Genomic DNA, 17,755 nt, shown 5'->3' on the forward strand with positions numbered 1-17,755 from the left:
GCGCGTTGGCCGGGCGGAGACACTTTGAATGATGCGCACCGTACCATCGCTTCCCCGCCTGCTCGGCCTTGCCGGCCTCTTGCCGCAGCTCGCCTGCGTGCTCGCTTTGTATTTCGGGCCGGAAGAGTGGCGCTACGCCGCCCAGGCGATCGCCTTCGGCTATGCCGCGCTGATCTTCAGTTTCCTCGGCGGTATGTGGTGGGGCATTGCGGCCATGGCCCCGGCGGCGGAGAACCGGCGCTCGCTCGGCTGGGTCTGGGTGGCGGCGGTCGTTCCAAGCCTGATAGCGCTCGTCGCCTATCTGCCATGGGTGTTCGGCCAGACCTGGCCCGAGCCGTCGCTCATCATGCTGGGGAGCGGCATTCTCATGAGCCTCGCCGTCGATGCGAAGCTGCGCCCGCTGGCGCCCGCCTGGTGGTTGTCGCTCAGGGTGCCGCTCTCGGTCGGGCTCGGTCTCGCTACGGTCGCTGCGGCGCTTGCCTAGCGCTCGACGCCTGCACGCTCGAGCTCGGGTCCGAGACGTCCCGTCAGCCACAGCCACCACATGCGAAAATCGGCTCCAAGGCTCCAGAGCGGGTAGGTAAAGGTCGCAGGCCGGTTCTTCTCATGCGCGAAATGCGCGATCCATGCGAAGAAGTAGCCTGCGACCGGCATGGCTGCGAGCAGCCACCAGTTCGCGGTCACCAAAGCTACGATGGCCAGCGCCACGACTAGCGACGTGCCGATATAGTGCAGGGCGCGCGTGCCGGGGCGCGAATGCTCGCGCAGGTAGAACGGCCAGAAATCGGCGAAGCTGGTGTATTGCTTCTCAGCCATGCACGCTCCGGATCAGAAGAGCCCCGGGATACGCAGCTGCGCAGCGCTCGGCTCGCTCGGCATCATCAGTTCGCGCTCCGGCAGGCGGGCCTGCACGGTGCCGTCCTTGCTGGCCGCGCCGATCGCAGTGCAACTGCGCCCGGCGAGGAAGTCCAGCGCCGCGGAAATCGACGCCTCGCGCGGATCGCCGAGCGGAACGAGGAAATCGTCTGCCGCCGCGCAGGTGCGCGGCATGACGGAGGCGAGGCCATCGTAATAGCCCCCGTTGTCGTCGCGGTTGACCGAGCGGAAGGCGACCACGCGCAGGCGGTCGTCGCAGGCAGAACGATCACGGGCGATCTGGCCGACGGGCTTGCCGAAGGTGTCGCTGCCGACGAGGGCGATATTCTGGCCGAGATAGGGAATGAACGCATTCGGCAGAAGTTCGCTAGCCGATGCCGTGGCGTTCGTACCGATCACTGCGATCTTCATTGCGGAAATCGCCTGGGGTTGAGAACTGAAATTGTAGGTTTCGTTGTTCTCGCTCTTGGAAGGCCTGAAGATAGTCGTCGAAAATTCCTGTCCGACCTTGTCCGCCGCCAGCAGGTCGCCGAGCAGTTCTGCTACCGATACGAGCCCGCCACCGTTGTAGCGAAAATCGAGAATGACCTGCTCGATACCCTGCGACCGGAATTGGGAGAAAGCCTCGCGCAACTGGCGCGAGGCGTCGTCGACGATGAAGGTCCGCAGATTTATGTAACCGACCTTGGTCCCGCCGTTGTCCAGGATCAGCGAGCCGTAGCGATCGGACAGCGGATCGAGGCTGTATTCCTCCTTCGCTACAGAGACCGTGCTTTCCGTGCCGTCTGGCTGGCGAATACGCAATTCGCGGGTGACCCCGGGTTCGCTCGGGCCAAGGGCGTTGCTAACCGCGCCTGCGGGATTACCCGGATTGGCCGCCATGATGCCAGCCACGGTCTGCCCACCGATCGCGAGAATTTCTGTCCCCCGGTCGATCCCCTCGGCAAAGGCAGGGGCGTTTTCGAAAGCTTCCACCACGAACACTCGCCGCGCCTGCGTGTCATAGCTCAGGCGAATCCCAAAACCTGCGTTGGAGCCGTTTTGGATGAGATCGTTCTCTTCTTCGATCGAGGTGATGTAAGTGAAGAAGCGATCACGGTTCTGCGCGCGGGCGGGTGCCACAAGAGCGTTGATGTAGGACTGGACGCCGTCGTAATTCGCCTTCGATACGGAGGTGTCGAGCAGATTCGGGAACAGGTACCACTCGTTCAGCTGGGCGAGGACCCAATCCTGGCGTTGGCTCAAGGAGCACTGATTCGTGCTGCCTCCGCCGATCGCTCCGCCGCCGCTACCGCTGGTGCTTCCGCTGCTCCCGCCTCCGCCGCAAGCTGCGAGCGAGAAGGCCAGGGTGGCGCTTAGAATGGTGCGACCCATTGACATGTCTTGTCTCCAAATTCCTGCGGTCCCGATCGACGGACCCCGTGTTTCCGGCATGGGGGATTAATCCGGGCTGATCAAGGAGGTAGCGAAAGGGTAGCGGAAATAGCGAAATTCGGTTTTTACGGGGGGAAAACGGTGCAAATTCCTCCACCGCACATGGTTTTCCTCCCGTCCCTGTGCCTTACTCTCCCATCGAATGGCGCGCGCAGTGTGCGCCGGGCATAGGAGCATTCATGTCGAGCGGCGTACCGGGTTGGATTCAACAGGCGATCGGTGGAGGGGAGGTGCCGCATGCACCTACCCTGGCGAAGGTAGCCGACGAGAAGGCTCTGGGTCGCTCCGGCTTCGCGTTGGCGAGCGACGCTTTCCGCCATGGTGGCGAGCTCGATCCCTCTTTCACCGCGATCGAAGAGGACGCCGTCGCGCCGCCGCTCGAATGGACCGCGCCGCCGCCGGGTACGCAGGAACTGGTGCTGGTCGCCGAAGATATCGATACGGGCCAGGTGCATTGGACGGTTTGGGGGCTGCCCGGCCAGAAGGGAAAGCTGCTCGAAGGCGAGGTCCCCCCGCGCACCGGCAAGAACGCTCACGGCAATTCCGAATGGCTCCTGCCCGACCCGCCGCTTGGCGAAGAGCACCGTTACCTGTTTCAGCTTTTCGCCGTCGATCTCCCGCTCACATTGATGCCGGGTGCGACGCATGAGGAACTCGTCCGCAATCTGGACGGACACGTGACCGCCGCCGCGGTCCTCACTGCCCGGTTCGAAGGCCATCAGGTCGAAGAACTGGACCTCGAGGATCTCGACGACGATGATTGAAGCGTAGCCAAGGAAAGGAATTATCATGGCTGGCAAGAACAACGCATTGCAGAAACCGGTTAACCTGACGCCGGAACTGGAAAACGTGGTCGGCAAGGGTCCCATGACCCGCGCCCAGGTCACGTCGAAGGTGTGGGATCACATCAAGGCGAACAACCTGCAAGATTCCAAGGACAAGCGCATGATCAACCCCGACGACAAGCTCGGCGCGGTGATCGGCAAGGAACAGATCTCCATGTTCAAGATGACGGGCGCCGTCTCGAAGCACATGAGCTGATCCTGCTCAGGACCGGCGGCGGAACGGCCAGTCCGTTACGCCGCCGGACCACAGCGTGAGCCAGATGACGAGCGGCTGCGCGAACATTCTCGGTATGTGATAGCCGAGCCCCAACCCGCCATCGGGGCGCGCCATGTCGAGCGCGAAGTGATTGATATTCGCCGGAAACACGCACACTGCATAAAGCGCGAGACCGCTCGCGCCCGCTCGCCTGAGAGGCATCGATACGCCCTGCAATAGCACGGCCGCGCCCAGTAGTTCGGCGATGCCGGTCCAGAACACGACGGCTTCGGCCATGGGTACCCAAAGTGGCATGATCGTGAGAAACGGTTCCGGCCGAGCGAGGTGCAGGTAGCCGGCGACCGCATAGAATATCGCCAGCAATAGTCTGACACCCAGCCGGATCATCGGCTGGGCCTGCCAATACGGTATGGACCTTTACGCCGTGGCATCGGCTTGCCCTGCCAACTGAGTAGGACTTCGCCGCGGATGACCAACGTATCGGTCGCACAATGCACCGCGCTCATCTCCGCCCGCCAAGCATCGGGCGCTAGACGGCGGGCCACCTCGCTGGGGCATATCGTCGCGCCCTCGGCGCGTTGACCGAGCATCTCCAGAATTGTTGCTTCGAGGTCGGTCAAACCTCGACCACTTCTACGCCGTTCCAGAAAGCGATGTGGCCTCTGATATGGGCGGCGTCGGGCTTCGGTTCGGGATAGTACCATGCGGCGTCGGGATTGATCGCGCCGCCAGCATTTATCGAATGGTACTGAGCCGTGCCTTTCCACGGGCAGGTGGTGGTCTTGTCGCTGGTCGTCAGAACGCCGCGCGCCACATCCTTGGCCGGGAAATAATGATTACCCTCGACGACGACCGTGTCGTCGCTTCTTGCCAGCGTCTCGCCGTTCCACCGTGCTTCTATCGTCATCATTCGCGCCTTTTCTTGCTGTCTGTCTTTGCTAGGACAGCCCACGACATCGCAAGGGGTTCCATTTATGCGCACACTCGCTCTCGCCGCCACGTTGCTCATCACGACCAGCCCGCTCGCCGCACAGGACCGGGCGGAGCAAACCGCTGCAGCCGCGCTCGAAGCGGCGCCGGTGTGGGATGGCCATAACGACGTGCCGATCCAGCTTCGCGGCAGGTTCGATAACCGCATCAACGATTTCGATTTCGCCGACACGCTCGATACCGCGACCGGGGATCGGGCTGCGATGCACACCGACCTTGCGCGCCTGCGCACGGGCAAGGTCGGCGCGCAGTGGTGGTCGGTCTATGTCAGCGCCGGCCTGCCGGAACCCGAGGCCGTGCAGGCGACGATCGAGCAGATCGACGTGACCAAGCGGTTGATCGCGCGCTATCCCGATGCGCTGCAACTTGCGCTGACTGCCGACGACGTCGAGCAGGCGATGGCGGCGGGCCGCGTGGCCTCGCTCCTCGGGATGGAAGGCGGGCACTCGATCGGGTCGAGCCTCGCCGTGCTGCGCCAGATGTACGATCTCGGCGCCCGCTATATGACGCTGACCCACGGCACCACGCTGAGCTGGGCCGACAGCGCGACCGATGCGCCGCAGCATGGCGGATTGAACGCTTTCGGCATGGATGTCGTGCGCGAGATGAATCGCATCGGCATGCTGGTCGATCTCAGCCATGTCAGCGAAGAAGCGATGCACGATGCGCTCGACGTGGCCGGCGCACCGGTAATCTTCAGCCACTCCGGTGCACGGGCGATCAACGGCCATTTGCGCAACGTGCCGGATAGCGTGCTTGCCCGCCTGCCGCAGAATGGCGGTATTGTGATGGCGGTGGCACTGCCGTGGTTCCTGACCGAGGATTTGCGCCAGCATTCCGCCAATCGCGCGGCGGAGCAGGCACGGCTCGAGGCACTACTTCCTGGCCGGCCCGACGAAGTCGAAGCGCAGCTGGCAGTCTGGGATGCAGAGAACCGCGCGCCGGTTTCGACGATTTCCGATATGGCCGACCATATCGACCACATTCGTGAAATGGCCGGGATCGACAACATCGGCATCGGTGGGGACTACGACGGCATGCCCAACGGCCCGGTCGGCATGGAAGACGTGACCGGCTATCCGGCGCTGTTCGTCGAACTGGCGCGGCGCGGCTATTCGCAGGAGGATCTGGAGAAGATTTCCTCGCGCAACATGATGCGGGTTATGCGCGCGGCGGAGGCCTATGCGGCGGGCCAACGGAACGCTACGCCGATCGAATATGCTGTCGGGGTACCGCGCAACGGGGAGGACTGAACCTCCCCGGTCGGCTCACTTGCAGGGGTCGTGGCCCCAGTTCATCAGGCTGTAGCGCCAGTCGCTTTCTTCGATGTCGCCGGATGGCTTCTGCGCGGTGTGACGGTGCACATAGCCGACGACCTTCTGCATATGCTCGTACTGGCTGTCCGTCAGGTCGCCTTTCTTCGTCCGCTTGATCTCGACGATCCGGCGGCCCGACCGGTGGCCGGTGCTTTCGCCGCTGTCATTGTCGCCGACCGATTTCGACTCCTCGGTTTCGAGCCATTCCTCGAGTTCCTTCGGCTGCATGTTCACGCAGTCGGTGAAGTCGGAATAGACCTCGTCCTTCTTGTGGTCGTCCATCAATCGTCGTCTGCGGTGTCGGGCAGGTCGGAGCGGTCGGTCGACGCCATTTCGTCGAGCTCATCCTCGCTCATGCTCTCATACATATCCTTGGACGCGCCTTGCAGGTCCGACACCTTGGTCTCGCCGCGCTTGGCGGACAGGGCGGCTCCGGCAGCCTGCTGCTGCGCCTTGCTTTTTGCTTTCGGCATCAGTTCTGCGCCGAAAGTTCGGAGCCGCGCTTGAGAACCTCGTCGCCGTCTTCCTGCTTGATCAGATAGGCCGGGTTGTCCTCGTCGCCATCCTTGGTGACTTCGCTGCCCTGGAGCGTGCGGGTCACCTCACGCTCGAAGCGCTCTTTGATCTGACCCTTGCCCTTGCCGTTGCCCCAATCCCATTCGACATATTGGTCGGTCTGGAAGCTGTTGGAATTGCTCATCGTAAGGTCACCTCGGCAGATTAGTTTTCGATAACTTCGAGCCCGTCCTCGTTAACAACCTGCCCCTCTTCGGTAAGTTCCGTTTCGCCGCCGAGGTCTTCGGAAGGTCCGGTGCCGACGATGCTGTCGGTGCCGTCGCCATCGTTATCGATCGAGGAGATCTCACCACTTACGGTGGCCTCGTCTTCGATATCGTCTTGCGTCAGTGCAGGGACGATCCAGGTGACGGACAAGAGCAGGATCGCAAGCAGCAACCCTCCGGCAAGAACCCAGCGTACGACGCCTTCCTTGCTGCCGCCGCTCGCTTCGACTTCGTCCACGTGGACGTGACCATCATGCTTTTCCATTGTGAGAATACCTCCCGGTCGTTTCGACCATTTGCTGCGATACGCGCCTCAGCGGCGAATGTTCCCTTTTACAGGCCTGCGGATCAGTCGCGCAACAAGTCGTTGATGCCAGTTTTCTCGCGGGTTTGCGCATCGACCGTCTTGACGATGACGGCGCAAGCGAGGCCGGGTCCGCCATCTTTGCCGGGCAGCGAGCCGGGCACTACGACGGAATAGGGCGGGATATGCCCGCGAATGACTTCGCCGGTGTCGCGATAGACGATCTTGGTCGACTGGGTGATGAAGACGCCCATGGCGACGACGCTGCCTTCGCCCACGATTACCCCTTCGACGATCTCGCTGCGCGCGCCGATGAAGCAGTTGTCGCCGATAATGGTCGGGTTCGCCTGCATCGGCTCGAGGACGCCGCCGATGCCGGCGCCGGCGGAGATGTGGCAGTTCTCGCCGATCTGGGCGCAGCTGCCGATGCTGGCCCAGGTGTCGACCATCGTGCCCTTGCCGACATAGGCGCCGATGTTGACGAAGCTGGGCATCAGCACGCAGCCGGGGGCGATATATGCACCTTCGCGGGCGATCGCGCCGGGCACGACGCGGAAGCCTGCTTCGCGGAAACGTGCATCGTCCCAGCCGGCGAACTTGCTCGGCACCTTGTCGAAGGCGGGGTGGCCGGCACTGCCGCCGTCCATCACGCGGTTGTCGTTCAAGCGGAAGCTGAGCAGCACGGCCTTCTTGAGCCACTGGTTTACCTGCCAGCCGCCCTTGCCGTCGGGTTCGGCGACGCGCCCCTCGCCGCTGTCGAGCATATTGAGCGCAGCCTCGACCGCCTCGCGCACGTCGCCCGATTTTGGCGTCACATTCGCGCGGTCCTCCCACGCGGCTTTGATGCGGGTTTCAAGGTCGGCGCTCATGCTGGTCTCCGTTTGCGTGTCGGAGCGCTCGTTAGCAGCCCAGCCGCGCTAGTCCATCCCCGCAGCCTTCGCGAACTGGTAGGCGCGCTCCACCAGCGGCGCGACGCGCTCGGACATGTTCTTGGCGTGGGCGGACGAAGCCGTACCGTCGATGACGCGCTTCTTGATGCCCTGCATGATGCCGGCTAGCCGGAACAGATTGTAGGCAAAGTACCAGTCCATCGGCGGCACCGGATAGCCGGTCTTGGCGACATAGCGATCGACCGCTTCCTGCTGCGTCGGGATGCCGAGCTCGTCCAAGTCGAGGCCGAGCAGCCCCGCGCGCCCGTCGGCCGGATTATGCCAGTTGAGCATGAGGTAGCTGAAATCCGCGATCGGATCGCCCAGCGTCGACAGTTCCCAGTCCAGCACCGCGAGCACGCGGTTGGCGTCCTTTTCGAAGATCATGTTGTCGAGCCGGTAGTCGCCATGGACCACGCTGCTCTCGTGCTGCGGCGGGATCGTCTGCGGCAGCCATTCGATCAGCCGTTCCATCTGCGGCATGTGCTCCGTTTCGGAGAGCTTGTACTGCTTCGACCAGCGACTGATCTGGCGCGCGCAATAGTCGGTCGGCTTGCCGAAGTCGGACAGGCCGATTTCATCCGGCTTGCGCAGGTGCAATTCGGCCATTGTGTCGATCATGGTATTGTAGATCTCGCGCCGATCCTTCGGGTCGATGCCGGGGAGGGCACCGTTCCACAGGGATCGCCCGTCGGCGAGACCCATGACGAAGAACTTGGAGCCGATGACGTCGGGGTCCTCGCACAGGCCATAGGTCTTCGGCACCGGAAAGCCGGTCGGGCCGAGCGCATGCATGGCCTTGTATTCGCGATCCACCGCATGCGCGCTAGGCAGCAGTTTGCCGAAGGGCTGGCGGCGCAGAACGTAGGACTGCTTCGGCGTGTCGATGCGGTAGGTCGGGTTCGACTGGCCGCCTTTGAACTTCGAATAGCTGATCGGCCCTTCGAAGCCCTCGACATTGGCTTCGAACCACGCCGTCAGTGTGTCGAGGTCCATTGCGTCCTTGTCCGACACTTCGACCGTGCCGACCATTTCCTTGTCGAAGTCGATTTGCTGTTCCGTCATCAGTCGAACACCACCACGCTGCGCGCCGAAGTGCCCTGCTTCATCTTCTCGAACCCCTCGTTGATCTTCTCGAGCGGAATGCGCTCCGCGATGATCGTGTCGAGATCGAGCAGGCCGCGCATGTAGAAATCCACGAGACGCGGCAGGTCGACGGGGAAGTGGTTCATCCCCATGATCGCGCCCTGCAGCTTCTTGCCGGAGAGCAGGTCCATCGCGCCGAGGCCGACCTTGCAGTCCAATGGCATCATGCCGAGGATCGTCGCCGTGCCGCCGCGCCGCAGGATCTTCACGCACAGGTCTGCGCTCGCCTGGCGGCCCACGGCCTCGATCGCATGGTGCACGCCGCCGCCGGTGATCTTCATCACCTGTTCGACTGCATCGTCGGCCATGGCGTCGATCGTGTGCGTTGCGCCCAGCGTTTCGGCAAGGGCGCGCTTTTCCGGCAGCGGATCGATAGCGATGACCTTGCCCGCACCGGTAATCTTCGCCGCATTGATGGCGGCAAGCCCGACGCCGCCGCACCCGACGATCGCGACTGTCTCGCCCGGGACGACCGAGCAGGCATTGAAGATCGCGCCTGCCCCGGTCGTCACCGCACAGCCGATAACGGCAGCACGGTCCAGCGGCATGTCTTTGTCGATGGCGACGCAGGCATGCTCGTGGATCAGCATCTGTTCGGCAAAGGCCGACAGGTTGAGCATCTGGGCCACGGTTTCGCCACCGTTGCGGGTGATGCGCGGCGGTGCCGTCTGGTCGCGGCGCGTGTCCGCTCCCATGCACAGCGCCATGCGCCCGGTCACGCAGAACTCGCAATGGCCGCAGAAGGCAGAGAGGCAGGAGACGACATGGTCGCCCGGCTTCACCGTCTTCACCTCGCTGCCGACCGCGCGCACCACGCCCGCCGCCTCGTGACCAGGAATGGCCGGAAGCGGGTGCGGGTAGGCCCCGTCGATGAAGTGCAGGTCCGAATGGCACAACCCGCACGCCTTGGTGTCGATCAGGACTTCGTGCGGGGCCGGATCGGCGAGTTCGACCTCGCCGATCGTCAGCCCGCCAACCTGTTCCAGTATCGCTGCCTTGGCCATTAGCGCGTTGCTCCTACATCGCCACTGGACATGCCGGCGCTGGCCGCCGCGCTGCCGGCACTGGCCGACTGCGCGTTGCTGTTGCGCAGGGCATTGCTGCTCGGCCCTTCGTTCGGCGTATGCTTGGCGAATTCCATGCGCGCGATGGAGCGGGCGTGGACCTCGTCCGGCCCGTCCGCGAGGCGCAGCGTGCGCTGGTGCGCATAGGCGCTGGCAAGGCCGTAATCCTCGCTCACGCCGCCACCGCCATGGGCCTGGATGGCATCGTCGATAATCCGCAGGGCCATGTTCGGCGCCTGCACCTTGATCATGGCGATTTCCTGCTTGGCCGCCTTGTTGCCGACCTTGTCCATCATGTCCGCCGCCTTGAGGCAGAGCAGGCGGGTCATGTCGATATCGATGCGGGCGCGGGCCACGCGCTCTTCCCAGACCGAATGCTTGTAGATCGGCTTGCCGAAGGCTTCGCGCTCCTGCAGGCGTTTGCACATCTTCTCCAGCGCTTCCTCGGCCACTCCGATGGTGCGCATGCAGTGGTGGATGCGGCCCGGGCCGAGGCGGCCCTGCGCGATCTCGAAACCGCGGCCTTCGCCCAGCAGCATGTTGGTCACGGGGACGCGCACATCCTTCAGTTCCACTTCCATGTGGCCGTGCGGAGCATCGTCGTAACCGAAGACCGGCAGGTGGCGGATGATGTTCACGCCTTCAGCATCGTTCGGCATCAGGACCATCGATTGCTGCGCATGGCGACCGGCGGAAAAGTCGGTCTTGCCCATGACGATCGAGACCTTACAGCGCGGATCGCCGAGGCCCGAGGACCACCACTTGCGGCCATTGATGACATATTCGTCGCCGTCGCGTTCGATGCGGGTCTCGATGTTCGTCGCGTCGGAGCTGGCAGTGTAAGGCTCGGTCATGAGGAAGGCGGACCGGATTTCGCCGTTCATCAATGGCGTCAGCCACTCGTCCTTCTGCTCGCGCGTGCCATAGCGGTGGAACACTTCCATGTTGCCGGTATCGGGCGCGGAGCAGTTGAAGACTTCGGACGCGAAGCCGACGCGGCCCATTTCCTCGGCGCAGAGCGCATATTCGAGGTTGGTCAGGCCGGGACCCTCGAACTCATAGGTTTCCTCGACATGGTGATGCCCCTCGTTACGCGGCGGCATGAACAGGTTCCAGATGCCATCGGCTTTCGCCTTGGCCTTTAGTTCCTGGACTACCGGGATCACCTTCCAGCGATCGCCTTCGGCATCCTGTTCGCGATAGGTGGGAATGGCCGGGCGGACATGCTGCTCGATGAAATTCTTCACCCGGTCGCGCCAGAATACTTGTTTCTCAGTGGGTTCGAAATCCATCGTATTTTCCTCTTCTCTCAGATCGGTTGCTTCATGAAACTGGCAGATGCGGCGGCGCAAGCCAAGCCTCCACCTGCACGCCTAGGGGGTTATCGTGTGGCCATCCGGATCGGCGCGTACCGCATCGTCGATCGCCTTGGGGAATTCGGTGTCGGAAGCGCGCCGGGCCGCCACGCGGGCCTCGTGCTGCTCGCGTGTGATAGGGAAGCGGCCGAGCCAGAAAGCGGCGATCGACCCCAGCACGCTGGCTGCCGCGACGAAGAGCACGACGAGCTGGGTCACGGTCTCCTGCGTCACCTGCGATTGCGGAGTGCCGGGCGCGAGATCGATCGACTGCACGATCAGACTGGTCAGCAGGATGCCGCCCCCGGTCGCGCATTTCTGGACCAGCCAGTTTCCCGAGTAGAACGTGCCTTCGGCGCGCTTGCCGGTCCGCTCCTCGAAAGCCTCGACGATCTCGGCGACCATGGAGGTGGCGGAGATGATCGACACGACGCTCGCAGTATTGGCGCAGATGAGGAAAGCGTAGAGCAGCGCGGTGGATGCCGTGGTCCCCGTGGTCGGCCAGGCTCCTGCCAGCAGCAGCACATAGGGCACACAATAAAAGGTGAGGCCGACGATGGCCGCCACCGCTGCCGATTTCGGCTTGCCCCAGGCGCGGTGCAGCGGGCCGACGATGACGAACATCAGCACGACGGAAAAGAACAGCACCACCGGGTAAAGCCGGAAGGCGAGCTCGCTGAACTGCCAGACGTAGAGGTTGACATATTGCGTGATCGAGAAGGTCATTCCTTGCAGCACGTATGCGGCGAGGCCGCCGAGCGCGAAGATCACGAAGGCCTTCTCGCGAAATGCATCGAAGATTTCGGCGAACGCCCCGCGCAGCGAGAAGGGGGGCGGTCGATGCGCCGGAAGCTGCGCCACGATCCTGTGCTGCGCCGCCGCCGAACCGATGACCGCCAGCGCCATCAGGCCGGCCCCGAACAGGCCGAACTGCGCGTAACCTTCGGGCTGCAATTGCGCCTCGGGCGTGGGCAGGAAGATCGTGAAGGCCAGTATCATCATCAGCAAGCCGCCGAGCCAGCCCGACAGGAAGCGATAGCGGAACAGCGTGGTGCGCTCGTCGTAATCGTCGGTGATTTCGGGCACCAGGCTGACCGAGGGCACCTCGCAGGCGGAGAGCAGCAGGCGCACGCCCACGGCCAGCGCGACGATCTCCCAGAAGCCGGGTGTGCCGGTGAAGGGCGGGGACCACAGCACTGTCCACAGCAGCGCCAGCGGCCAGGGTGCGACATAAAGCCAGGGCAGCCTGCGACCCCAGCGCGTATAGGTCCGGTCGGACAGGTGGCCGATCAGCGGGTCGACCAGCGCATCGACCACGAGCGCGGTGGCCAGCGCGGCACCCACGACGCCCGCATCGACGCCCAGCACGAGATTGTAGAACGGCAGCAGGAAGAAGCTGAACCCTGAATCCTTCACGCCGAAGGCCACCGCGCCGGAGCCGTGGACCAGCTTCAGCCTTTGAGGGAGGGGGCCGTCGACGAAAGACATCAGGTGGCGGCAGGGCCCTGTTTCATTTGCTCTTCCATCGCTTCGAGCGCGGCGAACAGGCCCGGTTCCTCCGGATCCCAGCTATGCCGGGGGCCGAGCGTGATCCCGCCGTCGACCACCAGCGAAGCCCCGGTCATGAAGCTCGCTTCATCGCCCGCAAGAAAGGCGACCGCATTGGCGATGTCGCGCGGCTGGCCGCCCCGGGCGACCGGCTGGGCATTGGAGGACATCTGCGCGATCGCCGCATTGGCCATCGATCGCATCTCGCCGGTGATTTCCAGGCTGGAAGTGAAGATATTGGTGTTGATGAAGCCCGGCTGGATCGCATTCACGCGGATCCCGAATTGCGCCAGATCGGTGGCTGCGCATTTGGTCAGGTGCAGCACGCCGGCCTTGGCCACGGCATAGGCGGTCGGCGAATAGCCGGGGCCCACAGCGGCGACGCTGGAGACGTTGACGATGCTCGCACCCTTTCGGCCCTTCATATGCGGCACGGCATAGCGGATACCCATCGCGACCGAGCGCAGCAGCAGGTCCATCGTGCGGTCCCACTCGTCGGGTGCGATTTCGTCGATACCGGGACGCGCGCCTCCCGCGCCGGCATTGTTGAAGACGACGTCGATGCCGCCGGTTTCGGTAGCCGCGCGGTCCATCAGCGCCTTGATGGCCGCAGTATCGCAGACGTCGCACTCGGCGAACCGCACGTCGCCTTCGGTTTCGCTCGCGAGCTTTTCGCCCGTCGCGGTATCGATGTCGCTGGCGAAAACGGTCGCGCCTTCGCTGGCGAACAGGCGCGTAGTTTCAGCACCGATGCCCGATGCAGCGCCGGTAATCACGACCGTCTTGCCAGAGAATCGCATGCCTACTCTTTCCCCGAATTTCTCCGCCTCCAGCTTAGGCGCGCTGCCCCGCTCGTCAACGCATTCCGCCTGACGCTACGGCATTGCCGGTCGTCGTGTGCACCCTTGCACCCGGTGGCCGAATCCTCCTAACGTTAGCGTCAACATACCGATGTTTCAGAACAGAGAGGATCATGGCCATGTCCGATAGCGATCTCGAAGCCTTCCGCGCCGAAACGCGCCAATGGCTGGAAGCCAATTGCCCGCCCGAAATGCGCGAGCCCGTCCGCGACGAGGAAGACGTTTACTGGGGCGGGCGCAACGCCAGCTTCAAGAACGACGCGCAAAAGGCCTGGTTCGAGGCCTGCCGCGAAAAAGGCTACACCGTTCCCGAATGGCCTAAGGAATATGGCGGCGCCGGCCTCACCCCGGCGCAGGGCAAGGTGCTCCGCCAGGAAATGGCTGCGATCAATGCCCGACCGCCGCTCTCGAGCTTCGGCATCTGGATGCTCGGCCCGGCGCTGCTGCACTTCGGCACCGAAGGACAGAAGCAGCGCTTCCTGAACGAGATCGCCAATGGCGAAATCCGCTGGTGCCAGGGCTATAGCGAGCCGGGCAGCGGCTCCGACCTCGTCTCCATGCAGACCTTCGGCGAGGACAAGGGCGATCATTGGGTCGTCAACGGCCAGAAGATCTGGACCTCCTACGCCGACGAGGCCGACTGGATCTTCTGCCTTGTCCGCACCGACAAGGAGAACAAGTACCAGGGCATCACCTTTATGCTGTTCGACATGGCTTCGGACGGCGTGTCGACCAAGCCGATCAAGCTGATCAGCGGCAACAGCCCGTTCTGCGAAACCTTCATGGACGATGTCACCGTGCCCAAGAGCTACGGCGAGGACATTCCCGGCTATGTCGGCGAAATCAACCGCGGCTGGGACGTGGCGAAATACCTCCTCGGCCACGAGCGCGAGATGATTTCCGCGACCGGCGGCGCGGACCGGGCGTCTTCGCTCGGCGCGGTGACCTCGCGGCAGGGCGCGCTTGACCCCGTGCTGCGCGCGGAGATCGCCATGTTCGACGTGGACGCGCTGGCCTACACCGCCATGAGCGAGAAGTTCATGGACGAACTCAAGTCCGGCAAGGGGCATCCCGCCCAGCCGAATATGATGAAATACGCCGGTACCGAGCTCAACAAGCGCCGCAACGAGCTGCTCATGGCGGCCGGCGGCAGCCACGCGCTCGAATGGGAGAGCGAGGCGTCGAACGGCGGCAAGGCGGCCCGCGGTTGGCTACGGACCAAGGCCAATTCCATCGAAGGCGGTACGAGCGAAGTCATGCTCAACGTCATCTCCAAACGTATCCTCGACCTGCCGGGAGCCTGATCCGATGCCTCTGTACTACGACGACGACCAGGCGATGCTGGCCGAAACCGCCAGCCAGTTCATGGCCGAGGAAGGTTCGATCAAGAACCAGCTGCGCCATTGGCGCGACCGCGACTGCAAGGACGGCTTCGGCCATGCCTTGTGGAAGCAGTTCGCCGAAATGGGGTTCACCGGAATGCTGGTGGACGAGGACGACGGCGGGCTCGGCATGGGCCAGGTGGAAGCCGGGATCGTGCTCGAGGAGATCGGGCGCAATCTGACGCCGTCGCCTTTTCTGTCCTCCTCCGTGCTGGCCGCGACCGCGCTCAAGCACGGCAGCAACGATGTGAAGGGCCGCTGGCTGCCGGACCTGATTTCGGGCGACAAGGTCTACGCCATGGCGATCGACGAGGGGCCCAAGCACCGGCCCGAGCGGATTGCGACCAGGGCGGAGAAATCCGGCAACGGCTTCCGCCTCTCGGGCAAGAAGGACTTCGTGGTCTATGGCGCGTCCAGCGAGATGATCGTGGTCGCCGCGCGCACTTCCGGCAGCGATGACGACAAGGACGGCATCACCCTGTTCGCCGTGCCGCAGGACGCGAGCGGAATGAGCCACGACAGCGTGCGGCTGGTCGATAGTTCGATGGCGAGCCATGTCAGCTTCGACAATGTCGAGCTCGACGGCGATGCCGTAATTGGCGAGGTCGACGGTGGCCGCACGATCCTCGACGCCGTGCTGATGGCGGGCCGGGTCGGCTCGGCAGCCGAGGGCGTCGGCGTTGCGCGTGGGGCGATGGGCATGACCGTCGACTATATCAAGCAGCGCAAGCAGTTCGGCCGGCTGATCGGTGAATTCCAGGCGCTGCAGCACCGTGCCGCCCATCTCTATTCCGAAGTCGAGATCGCCCGCGCCGTGACCGTCAAGGCCGCGCAGCTGGTCGATGGCGGCAGCGAGAAGGCCGAGCTGATGACCAGCGTCGCCAAGGCCAAGGTGGCCAAGGCCGCCGGGCTGGCGGTGCGCGAAGGCGTGCAGATGCACGGCGGCATCGGCATGACTGACGAATACGATATAGGCCTCTACATGAAACGCGATCGGGCGTTGCAGGAGTTCCTCGGCGACCAGTATTATCACGCGGGCCGCGTCGCGGAACTGAGCGGCTATTGAGCAGGGAGAGAGACTTATGAATTTGCAAGACCTGTTCGGCCTCGAAGGCCGCGTCGCCCTCGTCACCGGCGGAAGCCGCGGCATCGGGAAGATGATCGTGGAGGGTCTGCTCGCCGCGGGCGCGGCGCGTGTGTACATCGTCGCCCGCAAGAAGGAGCAGGTCGACGAGACCAGCGCCGAGCTGGGCGAGAAGGTCATCGGCCTGGTCGGCGATCTCAGCCAGATGGACGGCATCCAGCAGCTGGCGGACGATCTGGCCGCGCGCGAGGATAAGCTCGACATCCTCGTCAACAATGCGGGTGCCGCCTGGGGCGAACCGTTCGAGGAATTCAGCGAGGCCGGCTGGCACCGCACGATGGACCTGAACGTCAAGACGCCGTTCTTCCTGACGCAGAAGCTGATGCCGCTGCTGAAGAAGGCCGGCACCGAGGATCGCCCGGCAAAGGTGCTTATGATCGCCAGCATCGACGGCATGAAGACCAATCCCTGGCCGACCTATCCTTACCAGGCGTCGAAGGCGGGTCTCATCCACCTCACGCGGCGCATGGCGGCGGAGCTGGTGCAGCATAACATCATCGTGAACGGCATCGGCCCCGGCGCCTTCCCCAGCGCGATGAACCGCGCCGCACGAGACAACGCGGATATGGTGGAAAAGGGTATCCCCAGCCGCCGCGTCGGGGTGACCGAGGATATGGCGGGCGGGGCAATCTACCTGCTCAGCCGCGCGGGCGATTATGTCGTCGGTACGACCATCGCGATCGATGGCGGCGTTGTGAACGCCAATGTCGGCGCGGGCAACTTCGTCGATCCGTCGGGGGACTGACCGGCCGGATTTGTTACCCGCGCCGAACACCGGCGCGGGTATTCAACGGATGAAATATCCGACGACGCCCCAGCTATCTCCCGACTTTGCGAGGACGACGGTTTCTACTGCACCTAAGGCTGCAGAGTAATCCGTGTCGAAGGTGATGATGCGGTACTCGCCCTTCGGCGCGCCGGGAAGCGAGGCCGGTGCATCGATACCCTTCAGATTGCGGCTGACGACTTCACCGAGAGGCTGGCGTACCGGCGTGACCTGCTTGGCCCAGGCGTCGGCAGTCACGGCCGATTTGAACATCGGTCCGGCCTGCGCCCAGCTTTCCTGATAATTGCCGGCATCGACGAGTTTGATCCAGTCGCGCGCGGTGGCTTCCGCCTGTGTGCCCTGCTGCAAGGACGCCTCCATCTCTTCCTCTCCAGCGTCATGCGATCCGGACGAGGTGGCGAGTAGGACGGCGGCGATAATGGCAGTGAACATGAGTGTACCTCCGATGATCCAGGCGACGCGGTTGCGCCGGTCCCGGGTTGCTGATGGCTTCGGAGTATGCGTAGCGGGCGTAGTATCGGCCATCCCGATTTGCTCGGCCGCAGCATTTTGGGGGGCGCTTTGCGGGCTTTCCGCCTCCTGCTCCCCCAAGATCCTTGCGGCTTCGCGGCTGCTCGCCACCCCAAGCTTCTTGCGGGCTTCACGCAGATAGTCGTTGACCGTGTGCACCGACAAGTCGAGCTCGGCAGCGGCGGATTTCGCGGTATGCCCTGCCAGCAGCAGCCGCAGGACGTCGCGCTCGCGATCCGTCAGCGATGCGACCCCGCCCTCCATGG

23 protein-coding genes are annotated in these 17,755 nt (G+C 63.8%); 7 read left to right on the forward strand and 16 right to left on the reverse strand.

The window, feature by feature from the left end; genetic code table 11:
- The first annotated feature begins 28 nt into the window (after positions 1-28).
- A complete protein-coding gene (locus P8R33_RS10985; RefSeq protein ID WP_278328995.1) occupies positions 29-484 on the forward strand; it encodes a DUF3429 domain-containing protein in 456 nt (151 codons plus the stop codon).
- Here the strand turns inward: P8R33_RS10985 and P8R33_RS10990 are convergent.
- The gene (locus tag P8R33_RS10990; RefSeq protein ID WP_278328996.1) at positions 481-816 is read right to left on the reverse strand and encodes an Mpo1-like protein; all 336 of its coding nucleotides are present in this window, start codon (positions 814-816) and stop codon (positions 481-483) included. The genes P8R33_RS10985 and P8R33_RS10990 overlap by 4 nt on opposite strands.
- A 12-nt stretch (positions 817-828) precedes the next feature.
- On the reverse strand, positions 829-2,121 hold the full coding sequence (locus P8R33_RS10995; RefSeq protein ID WP_347569047.1) for a S41 family peptidase: 1,293 nt from the start codon (positions 2,119-2,121) through the stop codon (positions 829-831).
- Positions 2,122-2,540: 419 nt separating this feature from the next.
- Here P8R33_RS10995 and P8R33_RS11000 point away from each other — a divergent pair, with 419 nt between their 5' ends.
- Positions 2,541-3,074, forward strand: coding sequence for a YbhB/YbcL family Raf kinase inhibitor-like protein (locus P8R33_RS11000; RefSeq protein WP_278328998.1), 534 nt, complete (start codon positions 2,541-2,543; stop codon positions 3,072-3,074).
- 25 nt (positions 3,075-3,099) lie between these two features.
- Entirely contained in the window at positions 3,100-3,351 is a 252-nt protein-coding gene (locus tag P8R33_RS11005) for an SWIB/MDM2 domain-containing protein (RefSeq protein WP_278328999.1), read from the forward strand.
- Between the two features lie 6 nt (positions 3,352-3,357).
- On the opposite strand, the gene P8R33_RS11010 is transcribed toward P8R33_RS11005, so the two are convergent.
- From P8R33_RS11010 to P8R33_RS11020, 3 genes are read right to left on the reverse strand one after another with little or no spacing between them, the layout of a single operon-like run.
- Positions 3,358-3,759: a DoxX family protein gene (locus tag P8R33_RS11010; RefSeq protein ID WP_278329000.1), complete on the reverse strand. Its 402-nt coding sequence runs from the start codon at positions 3,757-3,759 to the stop codon at positions 3,358-3,360.
- Positions 3,756-4,076, reverse strand: coding sequence for a DUF3253 domain-containing protein (locus tag P8R33_RS11015; protein WP_347569048.1), 321 nt, complete (start codon positions 4,074-4,076; stop codon positions 3,756-3,758). The genes P8R33_RS11010 and P8R33_RS11015 overlap by 4 nt, the downstream gene beginning before the upstream one ends.
- Positions 3,989-4,279, reverse strand: coding sequence for a DUF427 domain-containing protein (locus tag P8R33_RS11020; RefSeq protein WP_446532511.1), 291 nt, complete (start codon positions 4,277-4,279; stop codon positions 3,989-3,991). Before P8R33_RS11020 ends, P8R33_RS11015 begins: the two co-directional genes overlap by 88 nt.
- Before the next feature lie 67 nt (positions 4,280-4,346).
- On the opposite strand from P8R33_RS11020, the gene P8R33_RS11025 reads away from it, so the two are divergent.
- Entirely contained in the window at positions 4,347-5,615 is a 1,269-nt protein-coding gene (locus P8R33_RS11025; RefSeq protein ID WP_278329003.1) for a dipeptidase, read from the forward strand.
- A gap of 15 nt (positions 5,616-5,630) precedes the next feature.
- Here the strand turns inward: P8R33_RS11025 and P8R33_RS11030 are convergent, their stop codons facing one another.
- The 10 genes from P8R33_RS11030 to P8R33_RS11075 all read right to left on the reverse strand — a co-directional run bounded on the left by P8R33_RS11030 (position 5,631) and on the right by P8R33_RS11075 (position 13,606).
- Complete coding sequence (locus P8R33_RS11030) at positions 5,631-5,960, reverse strand: DUF3140 domain-containing protein (RefSeq protein ID WP_278329004.1); 330 nt, start codon at positions 5,958-5,960, stop codon at positions 5,631-5,633.
- The gene (locus P8R33_RS11035; RefSeq protein WP_278329005.1) at positions 5,960-6,151 is read right to left on the reverse strand and encodes a DUF3008 family protein; all 192 of its coding nucleotides are present in this window, start codon (positions 6,149-6,151) and stop codon (positions 5,960-5,962) included. Before P8R33_RS11035 ends, P8R33_RS11030 begins: the two co-directional genes overlap by 1 nt.
- Entirely contained in the window at positions 6,151-6,378 is a 228-nt protein-coding gene (locus P8R33_RS11040; protein WP_278329006.1) for a hypervirulence associated TUDOR domain-containing protein, read from the reverse strand. The genes P8R33_RS11035 and P8R33_RS11040 overlap by 1 nt, the downstream gene beginning before the upstream one ends.
- Positions 6,379-6,398: 20 nt before the next feature.
- Positions 6,399-6,725, reverse strand: a complete 327-nt coding sequence (locus P8R33_RS11045) for a hypothetical protein (protein ID WP_278329007.1) — start codon at positions 6,723-6,725, stop codon at positions 6,399-6,401.
- A gap of 83 nt (positions 6,726-6,808) precedes the next feature.
- Positions 6,809-7,633 carry a 2,3,4,5-tetrahydropyridine-2,6-dicarboxylate N-succinyltransferase gene (dapD, locus tag P8R33_RS11050; RefSeq protein ID WP_278329008.1) on the reverse strand — a complete coding sequence of 275 codons (825 nt, stop codon included), beginning with the start codon at positions 7,631-7,633 and terminating at the stop codon, positions 6,809-6,811.
- Positions 7,634-7,681: 48 nt separating this feature from the next.
- Positions 7,682-8,758: a phosphotransferase family protein gene (locus P8R33_RS11055; RefSeq protein ID WP_278329009.1), complete on the reverse strand. Its 1,077-nt coding sequence runs from the start codon at positions 8,756-8,758 to the stop codon at positions 7,682-7,684.
- A complete protein-coding gene (locus tag P8R33_RS11060) occupies positions 8,758-9,843 on the reverse strand; it encodes a Zn-dependent alcohol dehydrogenase (protein ID WP_278329010.1) in 1,086 nt (361 codons plus the stop codon). Before P8R33_RS11060 ends, P8R33_RS11055 begins: the two co-directional genes overlap by 1 nt.
- Positions 9,843-11,195: an acyl-CoA dehydrogenase family protein gene (locus P8R33_RS11065; RefSeq protein WP_278329011.1), complete on the reverse strand. Its 1,353-nt coding sequence runs from the start codon at positions 11,193-11,195 to the stop codon at positions 9,843-9,845. Before P8R33_RS11065 ends, P8R33_RS11060 begins: the two co-directional genes overlap by 1 nt.
- Positions 11,196-11,276: 81 nt before the next feature.
- The gene (locus tag P8R33_RS11070; RefSeq protein ID WP_278329012.1) at positions 11,277-12,746 is read right to left on the reverse strand and encodes an MFS transporter; all 1,470 of its coding nucleotides are present in this window, start codon (positions 12,744-12,746) and stop codon (positions 11,277-11,279) included.
- Complete coding sequence (locus tag P8R33_RS11075) at positions 12,746-13,606, reverse strand: SDR family NAD(P)-dependent oxidoreductase (protein WP_278329013.1); 861 nt, start codon at positions 13,604-13,606, stop codon at positions 12,746-12,748. Before P8R33_RS11075 ends, P8R33_RS11070 begins: the two co-directional genes overlap by 1 nt.
- A 179-nt stretch (positions 13,607-13,785) precedes the next feature.
- Here P8R33_RS11075 and P8R33_RS11080 point away from each other — a divergent pair, with 179 nt between their 5' ends.
- The 3 genes from P8R33_RS11080 to P8R33_RS11090 are packed head-to-tail and all read left to right on the forward strand — an operon-like array spanning position 13,786 to position 16,937.
- Positions 13,786-14,970 (forward strand): acyl-CoA dehydrogenase family protein, encoded by a 1,185-nt coding sequence (locus P8R33_RS11080; protein ID WP_278329014.1) that lies wholly within the window; start codon positions 13,786-13,788, stop codon positions 14,968-14,970.
- Positions 14,971-14,974: 4 nt separating this feature from the next.
- Complete coding sequence (locus tag P8R33_RS11085) at positions 14,975-16,114, forward strand: acyl-CoA dehydrogenase family protein (RefSeq protein ID WP_278329015.1); 1,140 nt, start codon at positions 14,975-14,977, stop codon at positions 16,112-16,114.
- Between the two features lie 16 nt (positions 16,115-16,130).
- Positions 16,131-16,937, forward strand: coding sequence for an SDR family NAD(P)-dependent oxidoreductase (locus P8R33_RS11090; RefSeq protein WP_278329016.1), 807 nt, complete (start codon positions 16,131-16,133; stop codon positions 16,935-16,937).
- 42 nt (positions 16,938-16,979) lie between these two features.
- Here the strand turns inward: P8R33_RS11090 and P8R33_RS11095 are convergent, their stop codons facing one another.
- Positions 16,980-17,753, reverse strand: coding sequence for a helix-turn-helix domain-containing protein (locus P8R33_RS11095; RefSeq protein ID WP_278329017.1), 774 nt, complete (start codon positions 17,751-17,753; stop codon positions 16,980-16,982).
- Positions 17,754-17,755: the final 2 nt, after the last annotated feature.

It is taken from the genome of Qipengyuania flavescens (genome assembly GCF_029688735.1).
Classification (GTDB): domain Bacteria; phylum Pseudomonadota; class Alphaproteobacteria; order Sphingomonadales; family Sphingomonadaceae; genus Qipengyuania.